The 16,341-nt window shown below is 72.0% G+C and carries 15 protein-coding genes; 7 read left to right on the plus strand and 8 right to left on the minus strand.

Features of this window, described 5'->3' with window-relative positions; translation table 11 throughout:
- Positions 1 to 25: 25 nt before the first annotated feature.
- Positions 26 to 904 carry a hypothetical protein gene (locus tag GT007_RS08670; RefSeq protein ID WP_160121211.1) on the plus strand — a complete coding sequence of 293 codons (879 nt, stop codon included), beginning with the start codon at positions 26 to 28 and terminating at the stop codon, positions 902 to 904.
- Between the two features lie 40 nt (positions 905 to 944).
- Positions 945 to 3,572: an alanine--tRNA ligase gene (gene alaS, locus GT007_RS08675; protein WP_160121212.1), complete on the plus strand. Its 2,628-nt coding sequence runs from the start codon at positions 945 to 947 to the stop codon at positions 3,570 to 3,572.
- Between the two features lie 15 nt (positions 3,573 to 3,587).
- On the opposite strand, the gene GT007_RS08680 is transcribed toward alaS, so the two are convergent.
- The 5 genes from GT007_RS08680 to GT007_RS08700 all read right to left on the minus strand — a co-directional run bounded on the left by GT007_RS08680 (position 3,588) and on the right by GT007_RS08700 (position 8,351).
- A complete protein-coding gene (locus GT007_RS08680) occupies positions 3,588 to 4,355 on the minus strand; it encodes a class I SAM-dependent methyltransferase (RefSeq protein WP_160121213.1) in 768 nt (255 codons plus the stop codon).
- Between the two features lie 63 nt (positions 4,356 to 4,418).
- Positions 4,419 to 5,312 carry a glycosyltransferase gene (locus GT007_RS08685; RefSeq protein WP_160121214.1) on the minus strand — a complete coding sequence of 298 codons (894 nt, stop codon included), beginning with the start codon at positions 5,310 to 5,312 and terminating at the stop codon, positions 4,419 to 4,421.
- On the minus strand, positions 5,312 to 6,679 hold the full coding sequence (locus GT007_RS08690; RefSeq protein ID WP_160121215.1) for an ABC transporter ATP-binding protein: 1,368 nt from the start codon (positions 6,677 to 6,679) through the stop codon (positions 5,312 to 5,314). The genes GT007_RS08685 and GT007_RS08690 overlap by 1 nt, the downstream gene beginning before the upstream one ends.
- Positions 6,669 to 7,484: an ABC transporter permease gene (locus tag GT007_RS08695; RefSeq protein ID WP_160121216.1), complete on the minus strand. Its 816-nt coding sequence runs from the start codon at positions 7,482 to 7,484 to the stop codon at positions 6,669 to 6,671. The genes GT007_RS08690 and GT007_RS08695 overlap by 11 nt, the downstream gene beginning before the upstream one ends.
- A gap of 12 nt (positions 7,485 to 7,496) precedes the next feature.
- On the minus strand, positions 7,497 to 8,351 hold the full coding sequence (locus GT007_RS08700; protein ID WP_236571565.1) for a hypothetical protein: 855 nt from the start codon (positions 8,349 to 8,351) through the stop codon (positions 7,497 to 7,499).
- A gap of 116 nt (positions 8,352 to 8,467) precedes the next feature.
- On the opposite strand from GT007_RS08700, the gene GT007_RS08705 reads away from it, so the two are divergent.
- The 4 genes from GT007_RS08705 to GT007_RS08720 are packed head-to-tail and all read left to right on the plus strand — an operon-like array spanning position 8,468 to position 11,270.
- Positions 8,468 to 9,013: a cytochrome b gene (locus GT007_RS08705; protein ID WP_160121218.1), complete on the plus strand. Its 546-nt coding sequence runs from the start codon at positions 8,468 to 8,470 to the stop codon at positions 9,011 to 9,013.
- 53 nt (positions 9,014 to 9,066) lie between these two features.
- Positions 9,067 to 9,633 (plus strand): helix-turn-helix domain-containing protein, encoded by a 567-nt coding sequence (locus tag GT007_RS08710; protein WP_160121219.1) that lies wholly within the window; start codon positions 9,067 to 9,069, stop codon positions 9,631 to 9,633.
- A complete protein-coding gene (locus tag GT007_RS08715; RefSeq protein WP_160121220.1) occupies positions 9,630 to 10,169 on the plus strand; it encodes a GNAT family N-acetyltransferase in 540 nt (179 codons plus the stop codon). Before GT007_RS08710 ends, GT007_RS08715 begins: the two co-directional genes overlap by 4 nt.
- Positions 10,170 to 10,205: 36 nt before the next feature.
- Positions 10,206 to 11,270 (plus strand): alpha/beta hydrolase, encoded by a 1,065-nt coding sequence (locus GT007_RS08720; protein ID WP_160121221.1) that lies wholly within the window; start codon positions 10,206 to 10,208, stop codon positions 11,268 to 11,270.
- Here the strand turns inward: GT007_RS08720 and GT007_RS08725 are convergent.
- Positions 11,267 to 11,470, minus strand: a complete 204-nt coding sequence (locus GT007_RS08725) for a hypothetical protein (RefSeq protein WP_160121222.1) — start codon at positions 11,468 to 11,470, stop codon at positions 11,267 to 11,269. The two genes, GT007_RS08720 and GT007_RS08725, sit on opposite strands and share 4 nt — an antisense overlap.
- A gap of 94 nt (positions 11,471 to 11,564) precedes the next feature.
- On the opposite strand from GT007_RS08725, the gene GT007_RS08730 reads away from it, so the two are divergent.
- Positions 11,565 to 11,897, plus strand: a complete 333-nt coding sequence (locus GT007_RS08730; protein WP_160121223.1) for a DUF1491 family protein — start codon at positions 11,565 to 11,567, stop codon at positions 11,895 to 11,897.
- Positions 11,898 to 12,119: 222 nt separating this feature from the next.
- Here GT007_RS08730 and GT007_RS08735 read toward each other — a convergent pair whose 3' ends face one another.
- A complete protein-coding gene (locus tag GT007_RS08735) occupies positions 12,120 to 13,499 on the minus strand; it encodes a M20/M25/M40 family metallo-hydrolase (RefSeq protein WP_160121224.1) in 1,380 nt (459 codons plus the stop codon).
- A complete protein-coding gene (locus GT007_RS08740; RefSeq protein WP_160121225.1) occupies positions 13,500 to 16,301 on the minus strand; it encodes an AsmA family protein in 2,802 nt (933 codons plus the stop codon).
- Between the last annotated feature and the right edge of the window lie 40 nt (positions 16,302 to 16,341).

Raw genomic sequence — 16,341 nt, forward strand, 5'->3', positions numbered from 1 at the left:
CACACGAAGTCTTGAGAGTTCCTCCATGCCGCCTCCGCATCTGACTGTGCTGAATGTCCAGGATGAGGACGAGGAGGCGGAGGAGCGCAGCCTGTGGCGGATGCGCATGGGCTTCGGTCCGCCCAAGCCGCGTGCGGCCCCGGCCAGCGCCCCCCGCACGCCCGCCCCCGAGAAGCCCCGCCGCGCGGGCCGCGAGGCCCAGCGCGTGCTGACCACCCCGCGCCTGCACATTCCGGTGCCCGGCCCCTCGCGCCTGCCGGTCCCGACGCCCATGCCGGTGCCGGCGGTGACACCACCGCTGGTTGATGCGGCGGAAAATCTCGCACCGCGGCCCGTGGCCGTGGCAGACTTCCCGCCTGTCCCCGAGACCGCACTCCGCACCATGGCCCCCGCCCAGCACACCCGGCCCAGCGATGACACCCCCCCGGGCATCCCCATCGGGGCGGCGGCGCGCGCCTATGAGATGGGCCGGCGCGGCGAGCGCCCGAAACACGCCATGTCCGCCATCGAGCTTTCGGCCTGGCAGGATGGCGCGATGGAGGCCGGGCGCGGCCGGGACCCGATTTTCGGCCGCCCCACCGCCTGGTGGTGGATCAGCCTGGCGGCTTTGCTGGTGCTGCCGCTGACCTATGCCGCGGCCTGGGCCGGGCTGCCCGGCACGGCGGCCGATTTCCTGATGACGCCGCTGGGCCAGGAGGCCTGGCTCGCCCTCGGCGGGCCCAGTGCCGCCGTCTTCTACTGGGGCGGGCTGTTCCTGCTGGGGCTGGTGCTGCAACTGGCCCGGCCGCTGGAGCCGGTGCTGATCGTCTTCACCGCCACCTGGTGGGGCTGGATGGGGCTGCATCTGGCCTCGGCCGCGGGTTGGCTGGCGCAGCACATTCCGCCGCCGCCACTTCCGGGTTAAAGACACTCATCTTCCCCCGTTTCCCTCCCGAGGTTTCCGCGTGACCAGCAGCAACGATATCCGCGCCACCTTCCTGAACTATTTCGCGCGCAATGGGCATCAGGTGGTGGAATCCTCGCCGCTGGTGCCCCGCAACGACCCCACGCTGATGTTCGCCAACAGCGGCATGGTGCAGTTCAAGAACGTCTTCACCGGGCAGGAGAAGCGGGACTATGTGCGGGCCACCACGGCGCAGAAATGCGTGCGCGCCGGCGGCAAGCACAATGACCTGGACAATGTGGGCTACACCGCCCGCCACCACACTTTCTTTGAAATGCTGGGGAATTTCTCCTTTGGCGACTATTTCAAGGAACAGGCGATCACCCATGCCTGGACCTTGCTGACCAGCGACTTCGCCCTGCCGAAGGACAAGCTGCTGGTCACGGTCTACCATGAGGATGAGGAAGCGGCCGCGCTGTGGCGCAAGATCGCGGGCCTGCCGGACAGCCGCATCATCCGCATCGCCACCAGCGACAATTTCTGGCGCATGGGCGACACCGGCCCCTGCGGCCCGTGCTCGGAAATCTTCTTCGACCACGGGGACAAGATCCCGGGCGGCCCGCCGGGTTCCCCGGATGAGGACGGCGATCGCTTCATCGAGATCTGGAACCTGGTGTTCATGCAGTATCTGGAGGAGCCGGCCGGCACGCGGAACCCGCTGCCCCGCCCCTCCATCGACACCGGCATGGGGCTGGAACGCTTCGCCGCCATCCTGCAGGGCAAGCACGACAACTACGACACCGACACGCTGCGCGCGCTGATCCTGGCCTCGGCCGAGGCCACCGGCCAGGACCCGGACGGCCCCTTCCGCGTCAGCCACCGCGTGGTGGCGGACCATCTGCGCGCCGGTTCCTTCCTGATCGCCGACGGCGTGCTGCCCAGCAATGAGGGGCGCGGCTACGTGCTGCGCCGCATCCTGCGCCGCGCCATGCGCCACGCCCAGATGATGGGCGCGAAGGAGCCGCTGCTGTACCGGCTGTTCCCCGCGCTGGAGCGCCAGATGGGCGTGGCCTATCCGGAGCTCGGCCGCGCGGCGGCGCTGATCACCGAGACGCTGCGGCTGGAGGAACAGAAGTTCCGTGGCCTGCTGGAACGCGGCCTGGGCCTGCTGGCCGAGGAGACGGACAAGCTGGGCGAGGGCCAGCCCCTGCCGGGCGCGGTCGCCTTCCGCCTGTACGACACCTACGGCTTCCCACTGGACCTGACGCAGGATGCCCTGCGCTCCGAAGGGCGCACGGTGGACACCGACGGCTTCAACGCCGCCATGGCCGAGCAGCGCCAGCGCGCGCGCGCCGCCTGGGCCGGCTCGGGTGAGGCCGCGACCGAGGCGCTGTGGTTCGACCTGAAAGAAAAGATCGGGGCCACCGAGTTCCTGGGCTACGCCACCGAGACCGCCGAGGGCGAGATCCAGGCCGTGGTCGCCAATGGCGCCGTGACCGACGCCGCCCTGCCCGACACCGAGGTGGCGGTGGTGCTGAACCAAACGCCCTTCTACGCCGAAAGCGGCGGCCAGGTGGGCGATACCGGCATCATCACCGGCCCGGAGGGGCTGCGCATCGTGGTGCGCGACACGCAGAAGAAGCTCGGCCTGTTCGTGCATCTGGGCGTGGTCGAGGCCGGCACCGCCCGCCCCGGCCAGGCCGTGAAGGCCGAGGTGGACCATGCGCGCCGTTCCGCCATCCGCGCCCATCACAGCGCCACCCACCTGCTGCATGAGGCCCTGCGCCGCCGCATGGGCGACCATGTGGCCCAGAAGGGCAGCCTGAACGCGCCGGACCGCCTGCGCTTCGACGTCAGCCAGCCCACGCCGATCGGGCCCGAGGATCTGGCCTGGGTCGAGGCCGAGGTGAATGCCCGCATCCGCGAGAACTCCCCCGTCACGACGCGCCTGATGACGCCGGAGGCCGCGGTGGCCGAGGGCGCCATGGCGCTGTTCGGCGAGAAGTATGGCGAGGAAGTGCGCGTGGTCGGCATGGGCCGCGACGGCGATCATGCCTACTCGCTGGAACTGTGCGGCGGCACCCATGTGCGCGCCACCGGCGATATCGGCGTGCTGCGCATCGTGGGCGAAAGTGCGGTTTCCGCCGGCGTGCGCCGGATCGAGGCCGTGACGGGTGCCGCCGCCCTGGCGGCCATCGAGGCCGAATCCCACCTGCTGCGCGAAGCCGCCGCCGCCCTGAAGGTGAGCCCGGCCGACCTGCCGGCCCGTGTGGCCGCGATGGTCGAGGAGCGGCGCAAGCTGGAACGCGACGTGGCCGAGCTGCGCAAGAAGCTCGCCACCGGTGGTGCCGCCGCCGAGATCGAGGAGATCGGCGGCCTGAAGCTGGCCGCGCGCGACCTGGGCGATACGCCGGCGCGCGACCTGAAGGGCATCGCGGAAGCCATCCTGAAGGGCGGCACCGCCGATGTGGTGGCGCTGGTCAGCAATGAGGGCGGCAAGGCCAGCATCGTAGCCGGCGTGGCCGAGGCCGCGAAGGGCCGCGCCGACGCGGTCGCGCTGGTGCGCGCGGCGGCGGCGGCGGTGGGCGGCAAGGGCGGCGGCGGCCGACCCGACATGGCCCAGGCCGGCGGCCCGGAGGGCGACAAGCTGGCCGAGGCCCTGGCCGCGATCAAGGCGGCGCTGGGCTGAAACCAGGGGGGCGGGTTACCGCCCCAGCAGCCGGGCCAGCAGGCCGCGCGGCGGTGGGGCGGGTTCCGGCGCCACGGGGCGCCCCACCCAGGCGGTCAATGCCAGCGCGGCCGGGTATTCCAGCGCCGTCACCGTGACAGCGGCGAAGCCCGCCTTCAGCGGCCAGCTCCAGGCATCGGCGCCGAATTCGGTGCGCACCATCAGGTCGTCGCCCTTGTCCTCGGGCCCGCCGTGATAGCTGGGCGCGCGCCCGGCGCAGTCGCGCGTCAGCCGCCCGACGATGGTGGGCACGGTGAAGCACATTACGCCATCCGGGCGCAGCACCCGCCGGCATTCCCGCAGCGCCAGCAGCGGGTCCGGCACATGCTCCAGCGTGTCGGAATGCACGATCAGGTCGAAGCTGGCATCGGGGTGGTGCATCGCCTGCATGTCCAGCTCCGGGTAGGCGCCCAGGCGGTGGCGCGGCAGCCGCGCCAGGGTGGGGCTGAGCGAGCCGGCCTCGTTGATCTCCAGCACCTCCAGCGCCGCGGCCCGCGGTCCCGCCACGAAGTCCCGCAAGGTGCCGCCCACGCGCAGCGCGGCCAGGATGGCCTCCGCCAGGGCGGCGGAGCGCAGGTTGCTGCCGCAATCGTCGCAGCAGGTCCCCTGCTGGCGGTCCACATAGGCCCGCTCCTCGGCGGACAGCTCCCAGGTCTCGGCCAGCCCATCCCACAGAACGGCGCGATCGGTGAAGGAGGTGCCGCCGCATACCGGGCAGGTCAGGTGATGGTTTTTCAGCGACATGGGGCGGGATCATAGGTCATGGTCCGCCCAGGGGCCAGAGCAGTGACCAGACCAGGGGAGGCGTCAGCCCCTCAGCAGCCAGGCGGTCAGCAAGGCATCCCCGGCGCGGGAATGGTGCCGCAGCCCCGCCCGCGCCCGCAGACGCAACCGCGCGAGCGGCCCCGCGCCGCGCAGCCCGGCCAGCAGCCGCACCACCTCCCTGGGCCCGGGGGCCAGCGGCAGTGGGGCCAGGGCCGCCAGATGCGCCTCCAGCATCGCCCACCAGGCGGCGCCCCCCCGGCCCAGCGCGCGGCGGGCGCGTTCCAGCAGCCCGGGCGCGCCGCCCACGCTGTTGCCGCCATGCAGCCGGTAGCGGATCATCGGCTCCGGGTCGAAATCCAGCCGCCCACCCATGCCGGTCACCAGCAGCGCCGCCCACCAATCATGCAGGCTGCCGGGCGGCGGGGGGGCGGTCAGCGCCCATTCCCGGGCCCGGGGCGACAGCATCATGGTGCAGCCCGCCGCCACATTATGCGCCAGCAGGCTGGCGAAGCCGGGCGCCATGCGCGGCAGGGCCGACAGGCCCCGCGGCCGCAGGGCGCCATCGGCCAGGGACAGCCGGCCGCAGACGGCATCCGCCCCCGCTTCCAGCCGCGCCAGGCCGCGCGCCAGCTTGGCCGGCAGCCAGACATCATCCTGGTCCATGAAGGCGTAGGCATCGGCGGCGGGTGCCGCACGCAGCAGCGCGAGAAAACCGGCGGTGGCGCCCAGCCGGCCGGCGGGCCCGCCCAGCTCCTCCACCCGGCCCGGATGGCGGGCGGCGAAATCCTGCAGCACCCGCCGGCTGGCGTCGCGGGAGGCATCGTCCCGCCACAGCAGCCGCCATTCCACCCCTTGCTGGGCCGCCAGGCTCTCCAGCTGCTCGGGCAGCCAGGCCGCGCCGTTGTAGGTGGCCAGCAGGACGGCGACTCGCGGCATCACCCCCCCGCCAGCGGGTCGCGCGGCGTCAGCGCCGCCTCGGTCAGCAGGGTGATCAGCTGCGTGCCGTAGTTGCGCGGGTTCTGGATCGTGACGGACAGCCCATCATGCACCCAATGGTGCTGCACATGGTTGTCCTGCGTGCCGGAGGCGAAGGCGAGCGCGAACATGTAGGGCCCGCTGGCCAGATGCGGCAGGGTGAAACCCATCCGCGCCGTGCCGACCGTGCCCGCCGCCATACGGAAATCGTGCAGCAGCGCCGCATCCTGCATGTTGCCGCCCAGCATGGGCTGGCCCAGCCGGTCCTTCATGATGAAGCCCGCCACGCAGCGGTCCAGATCGGCCTTCGCCTCGATCCGCAATTCCAGCACCAGCTCCTCGCCGCCATGCAGCAGCAGGGGCTGCCTGCCATCGGCGTCCGACAGCCGGACATGGGTGATCCGCGCCAGGCCCGAGCCATATTCCGAGCTGGGCGGGATGGCGTTCCAGCCCTCGGCCGGGGCCGAGGGGGCGGCCCCAGGGGCGGCCTCAACGGTGCCGCCTTCCAGCAGCTTCACCTGGTCGTCCTTCAGCCCCATGGCCGCCACCGCGATGAAGCTGGAATAGGCCTCCGCCACCTGCTTGGCCGGGCCCTGCATGCGCAGCGCGCCCTTGTCCAGCCAGATGGCGCGGTCGCACAGCCCCACCACGGCGGCCATGTCATGGCCGCAGAACAGGATGGTCCCGTTCTCCCGGAACTGGTGCAGCCAGCGGAAGCATTTCTGCTGGAAATAGGCGTCGCCGACGGCCAGCGCCTCGTCGATGATCAGGATGTCCGCATCCACATGCGCGATCACGGCGAAGGCCAGGCGCATCGCCATGCCGGAGGAATAGGTCTTCACCGGCTGGTCGATGAAATCCCCGATATCGGCGAAGGCCAGGATGGAGGCCATCCGCGCCTCCGTCTCCTCCCGCGTCAGGCCGAGGACGGAGGCGTTGAGATAGACGTTCTCCCGCCCCGTGTATTCGGGGTTGAAGCCGGAGCCCAGTTCCAGCAGCGCCGCCACCCGGCCGTTGATGCGGGCCTCACCGGTGCTGGGGGTCAGCGTGCCGCAGACGATCTGCAGCAGGGTGGATTTGCCCGAGCCGTTGCGGCCGATGATGCCGACGGTCTCGCCGCGCTTCACCTCGAAATCCAGCGCGCGCAGGGCCCAGTGTTCCTGGAAGTAGCGCCGCTCCCCCCTGCCCCGCCCGACGGCGCGCAGCAGGGGCAGCAGCAGCCGGCGCAGCCGCGGCACCACGGCCTGCTTCAGCCGGTCCGCCGGCGAATTGTAGATCAGGTAGGCCTTAGAAAGATCCCGGGCCTCGATAGCGATTTCAGAGGACATCCGCGAACCCCTGCCGCAGCCGCTGGAACACCCAGTAGCAGAAGGCCAGCACCGCCAGCGCCGCCAGGGTATACAGCGCGAGCCCGGTGAAATTCGGCCACTGCCCGAACACCAGCACCGCCCGCACCTGGCCCACGATGAAGGTCAGCGGGTTGAAATGCATGGCGGTGCGGAAGGCGGGGGGCACCGCCTCCAGCGGGTAGAAGATGGGGGTGAGGAACATGGTCAGCGTGATCAGCAGCGTCACGATCTGCGTCAGGTCCCGCAGGAACACGCCGAGGGCCGCCAGCAGCAGCCCCAGCCCCACCACGAAGAACAGGAAGGGCAGCAGCACCACCGGGAACAGGAAGGCCGTGGCGCTGACATGCCCGTTGAACGCCGCATCGCCCACCAGCACGATCGCGGCCGAGATCACGGCATTCACCAGCGTGGACAGGGTGGCCACCACCGGCAGGATCTCGATGGGGAAGATCACCTTGGTGACGTAGCTGGTATTAGCCAACAGCAGGGTGGGCGCGCGCCCCACCGATTCCGAGAAGATGTTGTGGATGATCAGCCCCGACAGCATCAGCAGCGCGAAATCGAACCGCCCGGTGGAACCGCCCCAGCGGGACTGGAACACGGTGCTGAACACGAAGGTGAAGACGGCGGCCGTCAGCAGCGGCGTCAGCACCGCCCAGGCCGGGCCCAAGGTGCTGCCCCGGAAACGGCTCCCCACCTCCCGCACCACGAGGCGGAAGATGAGTTCACGATGGGCGACAAGGACGCGGGCGAAACCCGCCAGGCTGCTCGAAGGTCGGCGCATGGGCGCGTCTTGTCACACGGGGGGGGCCGCGTCGAGGCCCAGGGGAGCAGCCAAGGGCAGGGCATGCTGCCCCAGCACCCAACCCTCCCAGCCTTGCACCCAGGGGTCGGGGGGCACCCGGTCCTCCCGGTGGCCATCCAGCACCAGGATCATGTCCAGCACGCCCAGCACGCAATCCAGCCGGTCCTCGCCGGCCGCGTCGGCGCCGAAACCGGCCCGGATGGCGGCCAGCAGGGCCGGTTCGGGGGTGGCGCGCAGGCGGGCCATGCAGTCCAGCAGCGCGGGGGCCAGGGCCTGGCGCGGGGCCAGGGCACGCTTGCTGCCGGGGATGCGCAGGCCGAGGTGGCGCAGCGCCTCGGCCGGATAGACCTCCGCCAGCGCCACGGCACCCGGGGCCAGCAGCCCGTGCAGCGGCCCCGCGAAGGGCCAGAGGCGATAGGGCGCGCCAGCGGCCAGCGCGGGCGCCAGCCAATCCCGCCAGGCGGCGATGGCGGCCTTGCCGGACTGGTTGGCGCCCAGCGTCCAGAACACCGGGGCGCCGGCGGGGCGCTCGGCGGTCGCCAGGTCGCACAGGCGGTTCAGGCCGCGGGCCTGCGTGAAGCCCAGCGCCTGGGCGTGGGCCAGCCGCGTCATGCCCTTGATACCGCGCTGGGGATAGAAGGGGCGGTCGGGGCAGACCGTATCCAGGGTGTCGTTCACGGCGAAGAAGCCGGGGCGGGCCGCCAGGCCGCGCAGGAATTCCACGAACCCCGCCTCCGCCCGCCCTTGGGCGAAGGCGCGGGGCACCCCCAACGGCAGGTCGAGGCCCATGCACACCGGCACACCGGCCTTCAGCAGCGGGTCCAGCAGCGCCAGCGGGTCCCCCACCAAGGCGGGGGCGCTGATCCGCCACGATTTTCCTTCGCGCCGGGCCAGCGCGTGATAGCGTTTGCCCGGGTGAGCAGACCAATCAGCGTGCAGCGCGAACAAACGGGGAGCGCCTCATGTCCATATCCCATCCAGATGGCGACTACGGGTCCATCGCCAAGATCTTCCATTGGGTGACCGTGCCGCTGATGGGCCTGGCCCTGGCCACCGGGCTGGTCATTCCGCATCTGAAGGATGACGCGAAGAACCTGTTCTACACCCTGCACGAAAGTGCGGGGCTGACCATTCTGCTGCTGTCCGTCGCGCGGCTGGGCTGGCGGCGGGTCAACCCGCCCCCGCCCCTGCCGGAAAGCCTGCCGCGCCCGCTGCGGGTGGCGGCCACGGCCACGCATCACGCGCTGTACGTGGTGCTGATCCTGCAGCCGCTGCTGGGGTTCTTCACCACCAATGCCTATGGCTTTCCGCAGCAGGGGGACACGGCCTTCTGGGGCATCATCGACCTGCCGAAATTCATGGAGGCGCGGGAAGGCCTGGCCGGGGTGCTGCACTCGATCCACCAGGTGCTGGGCTGGCTGACGCCCTTCCTGCTGGCGGCGCATGTCTGCGGCGCGATCTATCACCACGCGATCCGCAAGGACGGGACGCTGATGCGGATGCTGTAAGGGCCCCTTCCGGGGGCGCTTGACTCCAATATAGTGGAATATACGATGCGCATATGAGCATCGACCAGCAGATCGGCGCCCGCATCCGGGAATTGCGCGGCGCGCGCGGCCTGTCCTTGGACAGGCTGGCCGAGCTGGCGGAGGTGAGCCGCGCCATGCTCTCCCGCATCGAGCGCGGGGAATCGAGCCCCACGGCGCAATTGCTGAATAAGGTCTGCGCGGGGCTGGGGATCACCCTCTCCACCCTGTTCGCGGGGGCGGAGACGCCGCCCAACCCCCTCGCCCGCCGCGCGGACCAGCCGGTCTGGCGCGACCCGGCCAGCCATTACCTGCGCCGCGCCGTCTCGCCGCCCGGCACCGGCGCCGCCGTCGATATCGTGGAGGTCGAATTCCCCCCGGGCGGCAGCGTGGCGTTCGACAACCACCGGCTGGAGGGGCTGGACCAGCACATCTGGGTGCTGGACGGCACGCTGGAGGTGACGCTGGGCGACAGCCTGACCCGGCTGGAGACCGGCGACTGCCTGATGATGCGCCTCGACCGCCCTATCCTGTTCCACAACCCCTCGGCGCGGCCCGTGCGCTACGCCGTCATCATCAGCGCCAAGGGAAACCGGGCATGACCATCACTCTCCGCCCCCTGCCCGCGCCGGAGGCCGAGGCCCGGCTGCCGGAACTCGCCGCCATCCTGGTCGATGCGGTGGAGCACGGGGCCTCGGTCAATTTCCTGGCGGGGCTGTCGATGGAGCAGGCGGCGGGGTTCTGGCGCGGGCAGCTGCCGGGCCTGGCCGATGGCAGCCGCCAGCTGTTCGTGGCCGAGGCCGCCGGGCGGCTGGCCGGCACCGTGGTGCTGACCCTGGCCCACCAGCCCAACGCGCCCCACCGGGCGGAGATCGGCAAGATGCTGGTGCATTCCGCCCTGCGGCGGCAGGGGCTGGGGCAGCGCCTGCTGCGCATGGCGGAGGACGCGGCCCTGGCCGCCGGCCGCACCCTGCTGCTGCTGGATACCGAAACGGGCAGCGCGGGCGAACTGCTCTATCGCCGCTGCGGCTGGGCCGAGGTGGGGCGCGTGCCCGACCACAGCCTGACCCCCGACGGGCGCCTCGCCGATTCCACCATCTTCTGCAAGCGGCTGAATTCCCTGGCGCAACACCCCTGACCAGGGCCGCATAATGCCGCCCGGGGGGACACGCGCATGCCGGACCAGGACAGCACGCCGGCCGGCATGATCGCGGCCCTGACCACGGCCACCCTGCGGGCGATGGAGGCGATGACCACCCAGGCCCGCCACCTGCACCCGGCGGAATTCGCGCCCCCCGCACCGGATGCCGCCCTGCCCCTGGCCCTGGCGGCCTCCCGCGCCTTCGCCTGGCCCGATCGTTGGGCCCCGGTGCGCGATTGCCTGGAACGCGCCGCGACCGCGATGGCCGAAGGCCAGGCCGCGCTCGCCGAAGCCACCACCATGCCCGAGGCCTGGCGGGCCCTGCGCGCTCTGCCCCGCGCCATGGAGGCGATCTACCCCCTCGCGGCCTTCCTGCCCGCCATCAGCCGGTATTTCCTGGAGCCCGCCCTGCGGGACGACGCGGCCCTGGCCGCCCGGCTGGCCTCAGCCCCGCCAGGGCGCGACGGGGTTGGCGTGATGCATCTGGACGCCCCCGCCGGCACGCGCGGCGCCTGTTCCTTGTACGTGCCCGAATATTATGACGCCGCCCGCCCCTGGCCGCTGGTGGTGGCGCTGCATGGGGGCCATGGGGATGGGGCCCGCTTCCTGTGGAACTGGGTGCGCGCCGCCCGCGGCCAGGGCGTGGCGGTGCTGGCCCCCACCGCCCTCGGCGCCACCTGGTCCATCCTGGAGCCGGAGCTGGACGGGCCCAACATCGCGCGCATGATCGCGGAGGTTTCCGCGCGCTGGAACCTCGACCCCGCCCGCCGCCTGCTGACGGGCATGAGCGACGGCGGCAGCTTCACCTATTCCCTGGGCCTGTCCGCCGAGCCGGCCTTCAGCCACCTGGCGCCAGTGGCCGCCAATTTCCACCCGGTGCTGACCATGGCCATGAACCCCGAGCACACCCAGGGCCTGCCCATCCGCATCCTGCACGGCGCGCGGGACTGGATGTTCCCGCCCGATGTGGCGCTGAGCGCGGCGCAACTGCTGCGCCAGGTGGGGGCCCGGGTGGAATGCCACATCACGGCCGGGCTCGGGCACAACTACCCGATGGAGGAAAGCGCCGCGATCCTGGACTGGTTCCTGCAGGTTTAGAGCGGCTTCTGCGCCTTTTCCAGCAGCCGCGCGAAGAAGCCGGGCTTCTTCGGCGCCTCGGTCTTCACCACGGCGGCCTCGGCTTCGGCCTTGGCGCGGCGTTCCTTCTCGGCCAGCCATTTTTCCAGCGTCATGCCGGCCTTGGCCGCGCGCTTGGCCTCATAGGCCCGCTGGCCTTCCGTGAGCTGCTTCGCGTCCATGTGCTGCCTGTCTCCGTCGCGGGCGGTGGGTGGCTTCTTCTGGCGCGGCGCGGCGCCGCTGGCAACCGGGGGGCCGGCAGGGCAGAATGGCGGCATGGAACCCAAAGTGAAGGCCGAGATCTGGGCCAGCATGGCCCTGCGCCTCTCGAACTCCTCCGGCCGCCCCGCCATGCAGCTGCGGCGCGGCGACCCCGACAGCGGCGGCTTCCTGTGCGTGCTGCGCAACCAGGCCGGGGCCTCCGTGCTGTCCCAGACCCGCGACGGCGCGGGCCGGCCGGCCTGGATCAGAGGCACCGGCCCCGGCGCGGTCGAGGAAGAGGTGGCCAATGCCTATGTCGAGCGGCAGGTGAAGCGCGACCCGGACCTGTGGGTGCTGGAATTCGAGGCGCCGGACCTGCTGCCGCCGTTTGAGGCGAAGATCCTGTGAAGGCACAGCGAGGGGGCGCCGCCCCCTCGCGCTCCCCCGCCAGGAGCCGAAAGGCCCCTGGCCCCCTTCAGTTTGGCGCCGGTCCTGCCAAGGCGTTTCTTATTGATATTAATAATAAAAATTTCGCCCCACCTGCCAAGGCAAGGCGCCAATTCATGGGTTCAAAGGGTTGCTACAACCCTTTGCGGGGAGCCCGAGGGGCGGCGCCCCTCGGCCTTTTCCTTACTTCTCCCCCGCATCCCACCAGATACCGGTAAAGGCCAGCAGCCCTTCCCGCAGGATCTCCGGGATCGCGTGCTCATCCGGCCCGTGCTGCTTGCAGCCGCTGTAGCTGTGCGGAATCCACACCAGCGGCACGCCCAGATGGTCCACGAACACATCCCCGGGCAACCCGCCGGAGCTGTTGGGGATGATCTGCACCTTCTTGCCCAGCGTCTGTTCCATGCTGGCGCGGGCGAACTGCACCCAGGGGTTATCGGGCGCGGTGCGGCTGGCGGGCATGCGGATCGCCGCGTTCTCGATCGCCACCATCTGGAAGCCGTGCTCATCCAGATGGAGGCGCAGCGCGGGGGCGAAGACGGCCGGGTCGCTGTCCACCGTGTAGCGGATCTGGCAATGGGCGCTGGCGTCGGGGGCCACGGCGTTCACCGGGTTTTCCGGCCGGCCGCTGATCATGGCCAGCACGATCAGGCTGTTCCAGCCATAGATCTTCTCGGCGGGGGAAAGGCCGGGCTCGCCCCAGCCCTCGTCGATGGTCGCGGCCTCTCCGCCGCCGCCCAGCGGGCAGTCGGCCAGCAGCATGCGGACGGAGTTGGGCACGGATTTCGGCAGGAAGCCGCGCACCAGCACCTTGCCGTTGCGGTCCATCATGCTGGCCAGCGCATGGGCCAGGATGATGGCGGGGTCGGTGGTCAGCCCGCCCCAATGGCCGCTGTGCACGCCGCCCGGGCGCAGCTTCACCACCAGGTCGAAGTGATAGGTGCCGCGCGTGCCGGTGGTGATGGTCGGCACCTCCGGCACCACGCGCGGGCCGTCGCTGGCGATCAGCGCGTCGGCGGCCAGAAGATCGGTGTGGGAGGCCACGAACTGCTTCAGCCCGCCGCTGCCGCGCTCCTCGGCGGTTTCCACGATCAGCTTGATGTTGAAGCCGAGCTTGCCGTCGCGCTCGGCCAGCACGGCCTCCAGCGCGGTCAGGTTCAGCACGTGCTGGCCCTTGTTGTCGGCGCTGCCACGGCCGTACCACTTGCCGTCGATCTCGGTCAGCGCCCAGGGGTCGATCCCGTCGGACCACTGGTCCGCCAGGCCGCGCACCGTGTCGCCATGGCCATACAGGATGATGGTGGGCCGCGCCGGGTCCTCGATGCGCAGGCCGGTCAGGATGGGGCCGAGGCCGGGGACCGGGTTCTCATGCACCGTCACCTCGAAGCCCATGCCGCGCACCCAGGGGGCCAGGCCTTCCTCCAGATAGGCGCGCAGATCGGCCTCGTGGCCGGGGTCCTGGCTGGTGGAGCGGTAGGCGATCAGCCCCGCGAGCCGTTCCTTGAAGGCGCCGCTGTCGAAGAATTCCGCCGCGCGCGTCAGCGCGCCCTGCCGGTCAGCCATTCACTGCTCCCTTTCGATCCGCCAGCGCAGATAGCGCGCGGCTTCCGCCAGGCGCTGCATCGCGCCCGGGCGGCCGTTGAACCACAGCCCGATCTCGGGCCCTTCCGGCGGCGGGATGGTCACCCGCAATTCGCCCACGCCGCGCGGCAGGTCGAACCCGCCGGACAGCCGGGCCTCGCCCGCCTCCGTCGCGATGCTGGCGCCGCGCAGGCTGAACTGCCCCGCCTGCACCGTGAAGGGCAGCAGCAGCCGCTGGAACGGCGTGGTGCCGCCCGCCAGCGCGGCCTGGATGGCGCGCTGCGCCGCCAGGGTTTCCGGCAGGGCGATGCCCGCGGCCAGCGCCGCCATGTCCAGCCCGCCCGCCACGCCGTCGCGCAACGAGACCTGCCCCTCCCCCTGCAGGCTGGACCGCCAGGCGGCCAACGCGGCCCCGCGCGCCGAAAGCCGCAGCGCCATATCCGCCGTGCCCGCCAGCACATGCGGCGGCGTGGGCGGCAGGGGGGATGACAGGGCGAAGCCCTCCAGGTTCAGCGTCAGGTTCAGGCGCGGCAGCCCCTCGGAGGGATCGACCTCCAGCAGCCCGCGCAGGGCGCCGCCCTGCAACTGCCCCTCGGCCAGTTCCAGTGCCAGGCGCCCGGCATCCAGGCGCAGCCCGCCCCGGGCCTCGGCGATGGCGGGCAGCGCGCCGATCTCCAGCCGCTCCGCCCGCCAGGCCAGCTCGGCATCCAGCAGCCGCAGGGCGGAGATGTCAGGCAGGCTGGTGCGCTCCGGCAGGCGCAGGGTCTCGGCGGCCAGCTGGCCGGTCAGGCGCGGGCGGTCGCCCGCCAGGTTCAGCCCCAGCGCGCCACGCGCGCGCTGCTGGCCAGCCACGATGTCGATGCTCTCGGCCGAGACATTGCCGCCCCGCAGCCCCAGATTGGCGATCAGCGCGAAGCTGCCGCCATTGATCCATTCGGCCATGGCGGGCGTCAGCCAGGGGGCCAGGAAGCGCGCGGCGCCGGGGTGGCGCAGGGTCATGGTGCCCTGGGCGCGGCTTTCGCGCGCGTCCAGCGTCGCCTGGGCCTCGGCGCGGGCATCCTCGACCTCCGCCTCCGCGCGCAGGGCCAATTGCTCCACCGGGCCCGAGACGCTGGCGCGCAGCCGCACCGGGGCGCTGCCCAGCGGCAGGGCGGCGGGGGCGGTGCCCAGCAGGGCGGCCAACTGCCCGCCTTCCAGCTCCAGCGTCGCCTCCTGCACGCGGAAGGGCGAGAGGGTGAGGTTGGCGGCCGCCGTGATCTCCGCCCCGGCATGGCGGGCGCGCAGGCGGCGCAGCAACACCCGGCCCGCGGTGGCGGAGCCATCGATGCTCAGATTCTCGAATTCGCGGCCGGCCCAGCGGGCGGTGGCGGCGGACAGGCGCAGCTCCAGGTCCAGCACCGGCAGGGCCGCAAGGCCACCGGCCCAGCGCTCCACCTCCAGCCGCCCCAGCTCCAGCCCCGCGCCCAGGAAGGGGCGCGCGCCCCAGCGCCAGGTGGCCCCGCCGCGCACGGGCTGGCCATCCAGCGTCAGCGCCATCTCGTTCAGCGCCGCCTGCCGGGCATCGAGGGAGAGGCGCAGCGTGCCGCGCAGCGGGGCCTCCGGCAGGGAAAGCCCGGGGATGGCGATGCCGAGCGCCGGCAGCAGCGGGTTCAGCGCCTCCGCGCGCGGGCCGTCGAGGGAAATGCGCCATTCGCTGGCATCGGCGGTGCCGGCGCCGGAGATGGCGATCTTCATGTCGCCCGGCAGCTCGGCCCGGCCATCGGGCACCAGGATGCGCCCCTGTTCCAGTTGCACCCCCACCCGCAGCTGCCGCAGCCGCACGCCGCGCAGGGTGGCCGATTCGGCCGACAGGTCGATGGAGACCGGCAGCGCCGTGCCCCCGCCGCGCCGGAACGCCTGCTCCCAGGCATCCAGCTCATAGCTGGAGGCGAGCAACGAGGCATCCAGCCGCAGCGTGGGCGCGTAGCGCAGGGAGATGCCGCCGCGCGCCTGCTGCCCGGCCAGCACCAGTTGCAGCTGGTCCGCCGCCAGCAATTCGGCGGTGGCGGTCAGCCGGGCCTGGGCGGTGAAGGCGCCGGGGGGCGTGGGCAGCAGGGCCGAGAGGTCCGGCCCGCTCGCCTCCAGCCGGCCTTCATAGCCTCCCTCGGCCAGCAGCACGCCACGGGTGGAAAGCCGGGCGGCGCCAAGCTGGGTGGAGAGGTCGAAGGGCGCCACCCCATCATCCCCCGCCCGGCCCAGCGTGGCGGAGAACGCCACCGGCTGGCCGCGCCAGGCGAAGCGGCCCTCGGCCGAGAGCGCATCGGTGGGCCCGCCGGCCAGCAGCCGGGCGGAGACACCCTCGACCGTGACGCCGGAGATGCTGACGCGGCTGTCCTCCAGCCGGGCATCCAGGGCCGTCAGGCTGCCGAGGGGGCGCAGGGTGGGCAGGCGCGAGGGCGGCCAGGGCAGGCGGATATCGGCGCCGACCAGCGTCACCTCCCGCACCGAGATGCGGCCGAGCAGCAGGTGCCAGGGGTCGAGCCGCAGGCGCAGGGCGGCGGCCGTCAGCTCCACCTCGTCGCCGGAAAGGCCGACCTCGATGCCATCGGCTTCCAGCACCGTCTCCGGCAGGAAGCGCAGGCGCAGCGCGCCGTTGATGGCGATGCGCCGGCCCAGGCGCTCACCCGCGTGTTCGGCGAGGGCGGGGCGGTAGCGGTCCCAGTCGATGCGGGCGGGCAGCAGCAGCAGCGCCCCGGTGGCCAGCGCCAGCAGCAGGGCGACAGCGGGCAGCAGCCGCCGGATCACGCCGGCGCGCCCGGGTGGGTCACGACGATTTCCGGCTGCC

The sequence above is a fragment of the Rhodovarius lipocyclicus genome, assembly GCF_009900765.1.
Classification (GTDB): domain Bacteria; phylum Pseudomonadota; class Alphaproteobacteria; order Acetobacterales; family Acetobacteraceae; genus Rhodovarius; species Rhodovarius lipocyclicus.